At 69.3% G+C, this 12,282-nt stretch carries 15 protein-coding genes; 5 read left to right on the top strand and 10 right to left on the bottom strand.

Translation table 11 applies throughout. From position 1 onward, the window contains the following. The first annotated feature begins 159 nt into the window (after positions 1-159). Together AB1609_06325 and AB1609_06320 are read left to right on the top strand one after the other, a co-directional pair. On the top strand, positions 160-942 hold the full coding sequence (locus AB1609_06325) for a thiamine pyrophosphate-dependent enzyme (GenBank protein MEW6046084.1): 783 nt from the start codon (positions 160-162) through the stop codon (positions 940-942). Further along, positions 943-1,497, top strand: a complete 555-nt coding sequence (locus AB1609_06320) for a 2-oxoacid:acceptor oxidoreductase family protein (protein ID MEW6046083.1) — start codon at positions 943-945, stop codon at positions 1,495-1,497. It abuts the gene before it with no gap. Here AB1609_06320 and AB1609_06315 read toward each other — a convergent pair. The 8 genes from AB1609_06315 to AB1609_06280 all read right to left on the bottom strand — a co-directional run bounded on the left by AB1609_06315 (position 1,436) and on the right by AB1609_06280 (position 6,647). Then, positions 1,436-2,032: a hypothetical protein gene (locus tag AB1609_06315; protein MEW6046082.1), complete on the bottom strand. Its 597-nt coding sequence runs from the start codon at positions 2,030-2,032 to the stop codon at positions 1,436-1,438. The genes AB1609_06320 and AB1609_06315 overlap by 62 nt on opposite strands. 501 nt (positions 2,033-2,533) lie before the next feature. Then, the gene (locus AB1609_06310) at positions 2,534-2,830 is read right to left on the bottom strand and encodes a hypothetical protein (protein ID MEW6046081.1); all 297 of its coding nucleotides are present in this window, start codon (positions 2,828-2,830) and stop codon (positions 2,534-2,536) included. Positions 2,831-2,859: 29 nt separating this feature from the next. Further along, positions 2,860-3,081 (bottom strand): hypothetical protein, encoded by a 222-nt coding sequence (locus AB1609_06305; GenBank protein ID MEW6046080.1) that lies wholly within the window; start codon positions 3,079-3,081, stop codon positions 2,860-2,862. Between the two features lie 105 nt (positions 3,082-3,186). Continuing rightward, positions 3,187-3,849, bottom strand: a complete 663-nt coding sequence (locus tag AB1609_06300; protein ID MEW6046079.1) for a response regulator transcription factor — start codon at positions 3,847-3,849, stop codon at positions 3,187-3,189. Between the two features lie 17 nt (positions 3,850-3,866). Further along, positions 3,867-4,343, bottom strand: a complete 477-nt coding sequence (locus AB1609_06295) for a cytochrome c maturation protein CcmE (GenBank protein MEW6046078.1) — start codon at positions 4,341-4,343, stop codon at positions 3,867-3,869. An 86-nt stretch (positions 4,344-4,429) separates the two neighbouring features. Further along, positions 4,430-4,864: a cytochrome c3 family protein gene (locus AB1609_06290; protein MEW6046077.1), complete on the bottom strand. Its 435-nt coding sequence runs from the start codon at positions 4,862-4,864 to the stop codon at positions 4,430-4,432. Positions 4,865-4,908: 44 nt separating this feature from the next. Next, the gene (locus AB1609_06285) at positions 4,909-5,667 is read right to left on the bottom strand and encodes a cytochrome b/b6 domain-containing protein (GenBank protein MEW6046076.1); all 759 of its coding nucleotides are present in this window, start codon (positions 5,665-5,667) and stop codon (positions 4,909-4,911) included. Positions 5,668-5,669: 2 nt separating this feature from the next. Further along, positions 5,670-6,647 (bottom strand): cytochrome c3 family protein, encoded by a 978-nt coding sequence (locus AB1609_06280; GenBank protein MEW6046075.1) that lies wholly within the window; start codon positions 6,645-6,647, stop codon positions 5,670-5,672. A gap of 319 nt (positions 6,648-6,966) precedes the next feature. On the opposite strand from AB1609_06280, the gene AB1609_06275 reads away from it, so the two are divergent. The 3 genes from AB1609_06275 to AB1609_06265 are packed head-to-tail and all read left to right on the top strand — an operon-like array spanning position 6,967 to position 9,700. Next, entirely contained in the window at positions 6,967-7,266 is a 300-nt protein-coding gene (locus tag AB1609_06275) for a FeoA domain-containing protein (protein MEW6046074.1), read from the top strand. Further along, positions 7,263-9,344 (top strand): ferrous iron transport protein B, encoded by a 2,082-nt coding sequence (feoB, locus tag AB1609_06270; GenBank protein MEW6046073.1) that lies wholly within the window; start codon positions 7,263-7,265, stop codon positions 9,342-9,344. Before AB1609_06275 ends, feoB begins: the two co-directional genes overlap by 4 nt. After that, entirely contained in the window at positions 9,341-9,700 is a 360-nt protein-coding gene (locus AB1609_06265; GenBank protein ID MEW6046072.1) for a FeoC-like transcriptional regulator, read from the top strand. Before feoB ends, AB1609_06265 begins: the two co-directional genes overlap by 4 nt. Here the strand turns inward: AB1609_06265 and AB1609_06260 are convergent. Together AB1609_06260 and AB1609_06255 are read right to left on the bottom strand one after the other, a co-directional pair. Further along, on the bottom strand, positions 9,648-10,946 hold the full coding sequence (locus AB1609_06260) for a hypothetical protein (GenBank protein MEW6046071.1): 1,299 nt from the start codon (positions 10,944-10,946) through the stop codon (positions 9,648-9,650). The genes AB1609_06265 and AB1609_06260 overlap by 53 nt on opposite strands. A gap of 166 nt (positions 10,947-11,112) precedes the next feature. Next, positions 11,113-12,183: a peptidoglycan-binding protein gene (locus AB1609_06255; GenBank protein ID MEW6046070.1), complete on the bottom strand. Its 1,071-nt coding sequence runs from the start codon at positions 12,181-12,183 to the stop codon at positions 11,113-11,115. Positions 12,184-12,282 lie beyond the last annotated feature (99 nt).

The following is a 12,282-nucleotide window of genomic DNA, read 5'->3' as shown; positions in this document are numbered from 1 at the left end:
GAGGACGTGCGGCTGGCAGTGGAGGGGCGCCGCCCCGTGGAATTCTACGGCAGAACCGCCGGTATGCTGCCGGAGCCCGAGAGCATCGCCAAACGCCTCGAGGCGATGCACCAGCAACTCGGCGCGAACGTGGCAGCCCAGGGAAGAAGGTGAGGTCAGGTGGCCAAAACCATCGAGGTCTCGCAACAAACCCGGACCCGGGTGCTGGCGGCCCGGCCCAAGGCCCTAACCGACAAGGTGTTCCATTACTGCCCGGGGTGCACCCACGGTCTGGCACACCGCCTGGTGGCGGAGGTCATCGACGAGCTTGGCATCCTGGAGCGCGTCATCGGCGTGGCGTCGGTGGGCTGCTCGGTCTTCGCCTACGATTACTTCCGCTGCGACTTCCAGCAGGCCGCGCACGGGCGCGCCCCCGCGGTGGCCACGGGCATCAAGCGGGTGCTGCCCGACGCTGTCGTCTTCACGTACCAGGGGGACGGGGATCTTGCCGCCATCGGCACCGCCGAGATCATCCACGCGGCGGCCCGCGGCGAGAAAATCACGGTGATCTTCATCAACAACGCGATCTACGGGATGACGGGCGGCCAGATGGCACCCACCACGCTGGTCGGCCAGGCAACCACCACCACGCCCGGAGGGCGCGCCATCGAGCGGGCCGGGCACCCCCTGCGGATGAGCGAGATCCTGGCCACGATAGACGGTACCGCCTACGTCGCCCGCATGTCGTTGCACGACCCGCTGCACGTGGGCCGAGCCAAGCGCGCCATCCGCAAGGCGTTCGAGGCGCAGCTGGCGGGCCTGGGGTTTGCCATGGTCGAGCTTCTCTCCAGCTGCCCCGTCAACTGGGGCATGACGCCCCGCGAGGCGCTTGGGTGGATCGAGAAGCACATGATCCCGTACTACCCGCTCGGTGAGTTCAAGGACGTGAAGGGGGCGGGCTAGGTGGAGCACCAGATCCTGATTGCGGGGTTCGGCGGGCAGGGCGTCATGCTGGCAGGGGTGCTCCTGGCGCAGGCGGCCATGACCGAGGGGCACGAGGTCTCCTGGGCGCCCTCTTACGGCCCGGAGATGCGCGGGGGCACGGCCCACTGCTCCGTGGTCATCTCGGACGAGACCGTGGCCTCGCCGGTCGTCACGCGGCCGACGGGGCTCATCGTCCTCAACGGGCCCTCGCTGGCCAGGTTCGAGCCGGCCGTGGTGCCCGGCGGGGTACTGGTGGCCAACATGTCGCTCCTGACGGCACCGCCCCGGCGCACGGACATTCACGTCATCCTCGTGCCGGCCACCGAGTGGGCAGCCGCACAGGGCTCACCGGCTGTAGCCAATATGGTGGCACTGGGTGCCCTGGCCACGGCAACGGGCGCGGTGAGACTCGAGTCGCTAAAACAGGCCCTGAGCCAGGTCATCCACGCCCGGCACCAGCACCTGCTGCCGCTCAATGAGCGGGCGCTGGAGGAGGGGTCGCGACTGGCGGCACGCCCGCAAGCACTTCGTTGATCGGCAAGAGCCTCGCCTCGCAGGCAACCCAGCGGTGGTGGCTTTCCGCCACCAGGTCCGCCTCCCAGGCGGGCACCCCGCAAACGTCGTACACGCAGAGGCAGCGCACCAGCCCTGCCTCTGTGAGTCTTTCCAGCACCCGTTCGCGGGCCGTGGCGCGGGCGCGCAACAGCGTGGTCTTTGCCGCCCAGACGCCGGAGGGAACGGTGGCGGGTGCCGGCGGGTTTCCCACGACGTGGATGATCCAGGAGCCGGGGCGCCAATCTGAGGCCAGCCTGCGCAGCTCCGCCCCGCTGATACCGGAGTCTTCCACAAGGCGCAGCAGCGGCGCCCGGAGTTCGCCCAACGCCGACGTCAGGGCCTGGATGAAAGCAGGGGGCGCCAGTATGTGAACCCACTCACCCGCGTCGACCGCCCGTGTGGCTACCGACGCGGTCACCGCCGCGAAGTGCTCGGGGCCCGCGCAGAACCAGCACGCATGCACGGGGCGCCCCCGGGCGTGCAGCGCGTCCCAGAGCGTCTCGCGGGCGGGCATTCCCCTCACCCCCGTGGGATGTAGATGCATTCCCCGGGAAACTCGCGAATGCCTTCACTCCTGGCGCGAAAGGTATTCACGTTTTCGACAGCGTTTTCCTCCTCACATGAAGGACCACCTAAAAGCTTAAGTCGACTACCGTGTAGGACTGGCGGCCAATCCGGTGGGGTCCTGGAGCGGGCCGTGGTGGCGGACCCCGGTCCCCGCAGGGTGTCTCAGCGTGCCCGGGCTCGTCAGCTACATGCCCAGAGCATCATCGGTGCGGGTCGAGGGACTCGACCTCAACGGGGGCGGCGGGTTACCGTCGGGGCGGAGGGGCTCCTGGCGAGGATTGTCCAGCACAAAGCGATCATTTGGCTGGAACTCTCTTGCTCGATCAGGCCCGGTGGGCCAGCGACCACAAAGGCGGCTCATAGAGCCCAAGGTCCCGCTCAGCCGCCCACAGGTGGGGCGTTGACTACCTCCCGCCGGGGCGCCGGATCTCCGAGACCCCTGGCGCCCTCAGCCAAAAAGTGTCCGGGCAAGAGGGGATCCGGACCAGATCAGCCGGCCGCTCCACACGAGGAGGGCCGACCACGCTGTGCACACGAGCACCCAGATCAGGAGCCACCCGCAGGCCCGCAGCACCCGGGCGTCCTCAAGGTAGGCAGCCGCACCGCGCAGGGGCTGAAACGCCCCGGCAGCTGCTCCCTGGCGGAGCAGGCGTGACGCCACAGGCCAGATCTCCTTCCACGCCATCCATGCGCCGTAGGCCGCAACCACGGCCCAGCTCGCCCACATCACGAGGGGCTCCTCCATAGCTGTATAGACCCCCGCCCTCCGGCCCTTCAGGACACCATCCGGGCTGCCGCCGCGCCCGCGACCATGGAAAGACAGAAGCCGTAGAGGCCCACGACCGCTCCGGCCGTTCCAAAGCAGCAGCCAACCGCCAGAAGGCCCAGACCGACGGCGAAGAAGAGCCCGGCGACGGGAAGCCGTGCCCTCAGCGCGCCGAGCACTTCGTCCCGCCGATCAGGTGTATCCCCTGCATGGGTAGACCGGAAAGCCATCTGTGGATCCCCCGCCCTGACCTTACCGCCACGTGGGCCGGCAGGGTATCAGGTGCGGGGTGTAGCGGGGCGGGGTAGAGACCTTATCTCGTCGGGGCGAGCTACCTACGGTTCTATGAGGCGGGTCCGGATGGCGAAGCGCACCAGCTGCACGCGGTCGCTGATGTTGAGTTTCTGCATGATGTTGGCCCGGTGCGTCTCCACGGTTTTGAGGCTGATGTTGAGCCGCTGCGCGATCTCGCGGTTCTTGTAGCCTTCGGCGATGAGCCGGACGATCTCCCGCTCCCGTTCGGTGAGGACCGGCTCCTCCTGCCCGTGCTCCAGACGCTGCAGGTAGTCGTTCAACACCACCTTGACGATGGCCGGGTGCAGGTACGACTCGCCCCGTATGACGGCACGGATGGCGCTCAGCAGTTCCTGGGCGGCCGCCCGCTTGACCAGGTACCCGTGCACCCCCGCCCTCAGGGCGTGCACGATGTAGTCCTCGGTCTCGTGGATGGTCAGCGCAATGACCTTGACCTGGGGAAAGTTGCGCCGGATGTGCCGGATGGCTTCAAGCCCGGAGATCCCCGGCATCGAGATGTCCATGAGCACCACGTGGGGCTGCAGCTTCTCCACCATGGCGATGGCCTGCTCTGCGTCGGAGGCCTCGCCGACCACGTCAATGTCCGGCGCGGACCGGAGGATCATGACCAGGCCTTCTCGGACGATGGTGTGGTCGTCGGCCACCACCACCCGGATGCGCTCGCTCGCCTCCTGGTTGGCCACTCGATCCCTTCTCTCGCCTACTTGTCGCTCTCGTAGCGTGACGGGCAGGTCACCAGCAACTGGCTCGCCGTGAGCCGCCCATCCGGGCCCAGCCGGCCTTCCACGATGACCTGCTTACCCTCCGCCAGGTTGTCAGGGGGGGCTCCCCGGTACGCGACGTCGATGAGGTTGCCGGGCGCCGTGCGCGCTGCTGCGGAGGCCGTCGACGGATCCCCCGCAGCCCCGCCGTCCTGCCCCGCCAGGTCCGGCCCGAGGCGGAAGCGCACGGCCATGGCGGCCGGGTCGAAGCCGAGCGTTCCCGGTTCGACGCGGCCGCGGATGCGCACCGGCAGGCTCCGGCCCGTCTGGGCGGCGCGGTTCAACGCCTCCTCCGGCAACAGATAGTAGGTGGTCGCCCCCCGGAAGCCCGTGGCCATCAGGTAGGCCGTGGCCCCGACCAGGACAAGCACCCCCACCCACACCCGGATCTTGCGAGAGCGCCTTTCGCCCGGCATCTGCACCGTCCCCCAATCCGGAAGGGAGAGGGGGCCTTCCCCGATCCGGAGCCTCTTGTCGGGGTTTTCAGGCCCCCCGCTCTCCTCTACAGCCCCTTCACCTTCATGCTGCCGGTCCCGGGATCCAGCGAGTGGCAGTACATGCACTGGCCCTGGTAGGCAGTGATGAAGTGGTTCTCTGCCCCGCCCACCAGGTGTGCCTTGTGCAGGACCTCACCGAACGGCTGCTTGCTGTCCGGCTTGTGGCAGGTCACGCACTGCTTGGGCAGGTCCTGCAGCAGGCGCTCTGACACCTTCGGGTGGGTCCCCGCCTTGACCATGTTGGCGATCTCGGTTCGCAGCGTGTAGTCCTTCTCGGGGCTCACCTTCCGGTGGCAGTCATTGCACCCGTTCGGCTTCGGGTCCTGGATCGTGACGCCAGGGATCTCGGGCACCTTGGCCTGTTCAGCCGCCAGCGCGGCCGCAACGGAGGACAGAACGAGGCCAACGACCACCAGCGCAACGGTGACACGACCTCGCATTGGCAAATGGACACCTCCCATCACGGCAGCACTAGATCGGGGGATTATGGGCCCCCTTCCCTTCCGGGCTTGCCGGCAGCCGCCTGCATCTGCCTGAGCTCCAGCGGGTGCTCCTCTTCCATGCGGCGGGTGGAGATGCGGCCCGTGAAGATGACCGTGTCCATCGGGAAGACGTCGGGTCTCAGGTGAGCGTTGTACATGTGCCAGATGAGGATGGCAAGCACGGCCAGTACGGCCTCGCCCCCATGCGCCGCCCGGGACGCCGGCACGATGACGCCGGGGAAGAACCGGGTGGCAGTCTCCGGGTAGAACAGCACCAGCCCCGTCAGCCCCATTACCGCGGTACCCCAGATGACGGCCCAGTACTCAAACTTCTCCTTGAACGAGTACCGGCCGAACTGGGGCGGGCTCTGCTCGAGGCCCATGAAATACCGGAGCTGGTGCATCAGGTCCCGCACGTCGCTGATGCTGGGCCACATCTCGGACCGCAGGCCGTATCGGACGGCCCGGATCGCAAGCTCGACGAGGTGAACGACCGCGAGCGCCCCCAGGACGAATGCGAGCCAGTGGTGGATGATGCGGACCCACTCGATCCCGCCCAGGACGCCGATGAACCAGCGGGATACGCCGAGTTGGGCGTACTTCTGCGGGAGCCCCGTCAGGGCCAGGCCCGTGAAGCTTACCATCAGGACGGTGTGCTGGATGACCTGCCATATCGAGAAGCGGCGGACGTACGTCTCCCCGGACACGACGCCGCGTCGCGCAAGCGCCTCAACGGCCTGATGCGCGCCCACGTTGCTCACGGCTAAAGCCCCCTCTTCCGTGCTCGCTGGTGAGCCAGCTCCAGGCCGATGTAGCCCAAAAAGCCCAGCACGGATATCCCGGTGACGATCCGGTAGAACCACGCGATGCCGCCGACCAGAGGGTGCGATTCGGGATTGCGATGCCGGCTCCAGGCGGTGGCGAAGGCCTCGGTGGAGTCAGGATGGCACTTGCGGCAGGTGGTGACCAGGTTCGTGACAAACACCGTCGAGTTGGGATCGGAAGCCGGCAGGATCTTGTGCACCCCGTGGCAGTCGGAGCACACGGCCACCGGGATGCGTGCTGCCCCTGCTTCCTTGAGCAGGGAGGCCGTCATGCCGTGGAACTCCGCCTCGTAGCTGGAGACCGTCCCCGTCATGACGCCGTGCTTTGCCATCAGTTCGTCGTTGCCGTGGCACGAGGCACAGGTGTCGGGGATCGATGCCCGGAACGCCGACGTCGAGACGCGGCCGATCGCGTGCGCGTCGCCGTGGCAGGTCGTGCAGTCCGGCACGTCCGGGTCGCCCCGGGTGAGCGCCCGCCCGTGCGCGCCCAGGTCGAACTCCTTCCCCTCCGAGTGGCAGCCCGCGCAGACGTGCTGCTGCTCGAACCGCCAGTCCCTGAGAGAGATGGTCAGTTCGGGATGGGGGTAGTCTGTACCCACCTCCAGGTGGCACGTCTCGCAGTCCAGGCCGGCCTGGCCGTGCGCCGAGCGGGCGAATGCGTCCGGATCCACGAAGACGTCCACTTCAGAGCCGTCAGCGAAGACCGCCGTCATCCCCTCGGACTCGTGGCAGGATAGGCATGCCTGCGTGCTCTCACTCAGCAACGCCGCTGCCTCGACCCCGGGCGGACCCGAGCCCTCGCCCGGGGTGGGAGCCTGTGCGGCGCCCACCTGCCCGGAAGCTACGGTAGCCGCCAGAGCCAGAGCCGCGCGCACGATGACCCCGGCGACTGGCGATGTGCCAGTGCGCTCCTTCACAATCCATGCGCCCCCCGTGCGGTGGCAGTCCCACCATGGTGGAGTCTATCGACCGCCCGTCATGGCGGCCATAGGGCCCTGACCGTAGCCCCAGCCGCGGTGGACCTTAATCAACGGCGATGCTATCCCCGAGGCCATTGTAAAGCTACGCTATCATGGCCCTGGAGTGACGAATGTCCTGTCGGGCGCGGACTCGCGTACCCTTGACGGCGGGAGAAAGGGACCGTAGACTGAGCCTTGAGAGCGATTCTCAGTCTCGGGCTCTGGTTAGTGCGAATAACTCCTAATTCGGAATAACATTCGGGAGAGGGGGGGACCGGTGGCGCCTGAACGGCCGGGCACGTCTCGGCCCGGCAGGACCGTTCCCCTCCACGCCCTGCGGCCCGGCCAGTGGGGCCGGATCCAGGCCCTCAGCGGGGGTCGGGGCCTGGTCAGCCGGGCCATGGCCATGGGGCTGACCCCCGGCACGCCCGTCTGCCTGCTCTCCAGCCTAGGGGGTCCGGTCATCATCTCGGTCCGGGGCTTGCGCCTGGCCGTGGGCAGGCAGATGGCGTGGCGCATCCAGGTGGATCCCGGCGAGGCCGCCTCTCCGGAGCCGGAGGGCACACGGCGCGTATGAGCTGCCACGGTGCCGGCCACCCCCTCAGCACCCCTCCCACCACCAGCCGGCCATTCACCGTGGCCCTGGTCGGCAATCCCAATGTCGGCAAGAGCAGCCTGTTCAACCTGCTGACCGGGCTTCACCAGCGGGTGGGCAACTGGCCGGGCAAGACCGTCGAACGACGTGAGGGCTTCCTGAAGGTTGCCGGCCGCGAGGTGGTCGTGACCGACCTTCCGGGCATCTACTCGCTCAGCCCCCACACGCTGGAGGAGGCGGTGGCGCGGGAGTTCTTGCTGGAGGGGAAGCCCGATCTGGTCATCAACGCGGTGGATGCCGCAAACCTGGAACGCAACCTCTACCTGACGACGGAACTCCTCGACCTGGAGTCGCCGCTCGTCGTCGCGCTGACCATGACCGACCTGGCAGAGGCCAAGGGGCTGCGCTTCAATGTGCAACGCCTCCAGGCCGGGCTGGGTGTCCCCGTGGTTGAGGTGGCCGGTTCCACGGGACGCGGCCTCGACGCCCTGCTCCGCCTGCTCGAAGCCGCCGTGAACGGGCAGATCCCGCCGGCGGAGCCCCGCGTACGGTTCGGGCACTCGGTCGAAGCCCTCATCCAGGAGATCGCCGCAGGTATCCCGTACTCTGCGGGCCTTCCGCGGCGCTGGGCCGCCGTGAAAGTGATCGAGCAGGATCCGGAGGTGCTGGCGCGGCTTGCATCGCAAAACGGGCACGCCCGGGATGGCGCCGCCTACCTGACCGGCGCGCTCCGGGAGATGGCCGCCGCGGGCGGCGCGCCTTCGCTGGACGGACCGCTCCAGGTGGCCGACGAGCGCTACGCCTGGATCGGCGCGCTTGTGCAAGACGCCCGGGAATCCGGTCAGGACGCGGAAGCCGGGATGACGTTCAGCGACCGCCTGGACGCTTTCGTGACCGGCCGGTTGGCCGGCCCGCCGCTTGCCGTTTTGCTCCTCGCGGCCGGCATCTGGGGTGCGTTCCGCCTGGCCGGGCCGCTCCAGGACCTGATGGATTCAGCGTTTGCGGCCCTGGGCCAGGCGGCGGTGGAGGTGCTCGGAGGCCGGCTCCCCGCCTGGGCCGTGGCGCTGGTTCGTGACGGCGTCATCAACGGGGTGGCCGCGGTGGCGCTGTTTGCCCCGCTGGTGGCCGCCTTCTTCTTGTTCTTGGGCCTGCTGGAGGACTCGGGGTACTTCGCGCGCGCCGCGTTCGTGCTGGACAGGCTCATTGGCCGGTTCGGTCTGCAGGGCAAGGCCGGGATCGGGTTGATGATCGGTTACGGATGCAACGTCCCTGCGGTGATGGCTGCCCGCACGGCGCCGTCCCAGCGGTCCAGGGTGGTCAGCATCCTGGTGTCGCCGCTCGTCATCTGTTCGGCGCGGCTCGTGGTGATAAGCTTCCTGGCTTCGGTCTTCTTTCCCGGGGGGGCGGGCGCGTACGTTCTCGGCGGCCTGTACGCCCTGGGGGTCGTGCTGGTGCTGGCGGTCAGCTGGGTTCTCTACCGCACCGCCCTGAGGGGCGAAGAACACCCCTTCATGATCGAGCTTCCCCCGTACCGGGTGCCCAATTTGCGCAACGCCGGGCTGTACGCGTGGCAGCAGAGCGTCCACTTCCTGCGGCGGGCCGCCGCCATCATTGCGCCGATGACCGTGGTGGTCTGGGCGATGTCGTACTTCCCGCACGGCCGGATCGAAGACAGCATCCTGGGAACGCTCGGGCGGGCCCTGGCCCCGATCGGCGCCCCTCTGGGCCTGGACTGGCGGATGATCGTCTCGTTCTTCCCGGGCTTCGTGGCCAAGGAGGCGACGCTGCCCACGCTGGCGGTGCTCTACGCCGGCGGCGCCGAGGAGGGCCTGGCGGCCGCGCTGCGTTCGGCGGTCAGCATCCCGCAGGCCCTTGCCTACCTCGTCTTCTACGCGTTCTACACGCCCTGCCTGGCGACGGCGACCACCATTTACCAGGAGACAAGGTCACTGCGCTGGACGCTTTTCACCATGGCCTACAACGTTTCCCTGGCGGCGCTTTTGGCCTTTGCGGTCTTCAAGCTGGCCATGCGGGCCTGGAGCGGAGCGGGCGTCCTGTGAGGCCGCTTCGCCGGCTTCTGGCAGCCGTAGCGGAGCAGAAGGCGATCTCCAGCGCCGAACTCGCCCGGCAGCTCGGCGTGAGCCAGGATTCGCTCAGACTGATGCTGCGACAGTTGAACGCGATCGGCCTGGTGGCCCCGGCTCCTGCGACGCCGGCGGCTCCGGCGGGGAAAGGCTCCCGCCCCTGCGATCTTGCGCCGCCGCGATCGGGCTGCGGTGCTTGTCCGATGGCGTCCTCGTGCCGGCCGGGTTCGGGTAGAGCCGCACGGGGGGGCGCGGGAGGGCCCGCTTCGGCCTGGATGCTCACCGAGCAGGGCCGGCGCCTGGCGGCTCTGCTGGGGCCGCAGCCTGCTTGACGAAGTCGGGCAGGGCCACCCTGCCCTCCGCCAGGCGGGCAGCGGCCAAAGCGACGGTAGCCTGCTCGTGAAGGGCATCGTGCCATGGCAGCACCCCCCATACGCCGGTCGGGGAGGGCGGTCCGGGCCGGCCGGCGGGACGCGGCCTCCTGCCCCCTTCAGGCTGTACAGGCGGGAGCAGCACCTCCAGCGCACCGGGCGGGAGGGCGAGTGAACGCCACCACGCTGTTGCCTCGGCGTCCTCAGCCGGCTTGCGCCGTTCGTTCGCCGCCTCCTCCCATCCCGGGTTCCAGACGGGGATGACGCCGTCGCGGCCCGTGATGGCGCGGGACGTCCAGCGGGCGAGATGGAGCGCCAGTTCGACCGCCACCTGGAGGCTCTCGCTGGTCGCGCCAGGCCTGGCGAACACCGCGTAGCTGCTGGCCGAAATCAGCGGGCCGGGTACCAAAGAGGCCTGGTCCAAACCCGCCGGGGCGAGCGCTGCATCCGGCGAGGGCCCGGGGGCGCCCTGGAGAGACGGCCACCAGCCCATCCGGAAGGCAAGCCGCCCGCTGATCGGCCCGACCAGCTGGGCCTCCCCCGCATAGAGGGGTTCCAGCAGGCTCAGGTCGCGCCGCCTCCCGGGCGCGTTGTGCCGGGTACGCGGCCCCGGCAGCGGAGCCGAGGCAATCCAGGCCGCTGCCGCCTCAAGCCGTTCCCTGCTCCACACCGATCCCGGCGCGGGCGGCTTCAGGGCCATGGAGAGGTAGCGCCACGTAAGCGGGTTCCCCGCGTCCACCCAGATGCGCCGGGGCTGCACGCCCGTCCGCTGCACCCACCCCGTCCACTCGGCCCAGCGCGGCACTCCCCACACCCGCTGCCCCTCCGAGGCAAGCGCCAGGGCGCCCGGCAGCAGCGCCCCCGAGGGGTCCGAGGGAAGGAGGGCCTTGAGGTACAGTTCGAGCGGTACCTGCACCGCCGGGTCGAATTGGTAAGTGATCTCGGGCGTTCCCAGCACGTCGGGGAACTCGCCCTTCCGGAGCGCCTCGGACACCACCCGATCGTATTCGCTCCACCTCATCACCCGCACCTCGATGGCCACGTTGGGGTAGCGCTCCCGGAACGCGGCCACGCCCTGCCGGAGCGCCGCCTCCCACCCCCCGGTCGCCCGCAGTGCCGGCTGGTCGACGTCCCAGACGGTGAGCTTCAGGGTGACGTCCCGCTTCACCCGGACACCGGGACGGAACTCGCGCTCCCCGACCCGCACGCGAGGCCCCCACCAGGGCCACGCGGGAAGGGAGATGGCGGCCTGCGCGGGTTGTGGGGGGCCGCCTCCTCCCCACCCGAAGAGGTAGGCGCCGAAGAAGGTCACGGCCGTCAGTCCGAGGATGGCAACCGTACCGGTAGAACGCCGAGGGGCGAGCGTCTTGCCCTCACCTCCTGCCGCCTCTCAGGCCCAGGGCCCGAAACAGGTCAGGGGTTGCCGCCTGTACCCGCGGGAGGCCCAAGACGCGCTGGGCTTCCGCAACGGCCCGCATCGTGGACTCCCCCATGCGGCCGTCCGCCCGGCCGGGGTCGAAGCCGGCCCGCCGCAGGGCCCACTGCAGAACCGGCACGTTCCAGCCTTTCGCCCCCGCCTGGACAGGGCTCTCCCACACGGCCTCAGGTTGAACCCCTGCGATGGTCACCGGGGTCCCCTCCGGCACGATCTCCCAGACCTTTTCCACGTCGGAGTTGAACATCCGGATACAGCCGCCGCTGGCGCGACTACCGATGGACCACGGCTTGTTCGTGCCGTGTATGCCGTAGATGCCCCAGGGGACGTCGAGCTCCAGCCACCGGGTACCGAATCCCCCACCCCAGTCCCGGGCCTTCCGGACGATCCTCCACTCGCCGACAGGGGTGATGGTCTCGGGCTTACCTACCGCCACCGGCCAGCGGCCCACCAGTTCGTCATCCCGGTACAGCGTGAGGTGCACTTCGTTCGTATCGATGACGATCCAGTAACTGCCCGGCTTGACGTCAGGATGCCGCGGGACGTGCCGGGGCGGCGGCGCGGACCGGGAGGCCGCCCGCTGGCTTGCTACCATGTCGGCAGCCTCGTTTTCGAACGTGCGCGCCAGCGCCTTCCACGTCTCCGGGCCTGCGACGCCGTCCGGTTGGAGGCCGTGCCGGGCCTGGAAGGCCCGCACCGCCTCGCGGGTGCGCCGGTCATATACCCCGTCGATCGGGTAGGGGAACAGGGCCAGCAACCGCAGGCCGAGCTGCAGTTCCCGGACCGCGTCGGGGTTGTCAGGTTCGCCCGGGCGGCCGACCACGTCCACCTCGCCGCAGGCCGCGGAGGCCTGCATCATGGCGGCAAGCCGCATGGCCGGGGCAGCCGCCGGTGCCCCCCCGGGCGCAGGGGCCGGCTTTTCGGCCTGCCTGGCGAGGGCCAGAGCCGCCACGGCCGTGACGCAGACAGCCGGGGCGACGAAGAGAGCCGCAGCTCCCCGCTGTGCCAAACCCCCGCCCCACCTTCCAGGGGACAGCCATCCTGCCTTTCGTTATTTTGGGCGCGGGGCGATTATGCGCGGCGGGGCCGGCTGCGTACAGTGCAGCCG

This window comes from Bacillota bacterium, from assembly GCA_040754675.1.
Classification (GTDB): Bacteria; Bacillota; Limnochordia; order Limnochordales; family Geochordaceae; genus Geochorda.
This window is presented reverse-complemented; position numbering and strand designations above follow the sequence as displayed.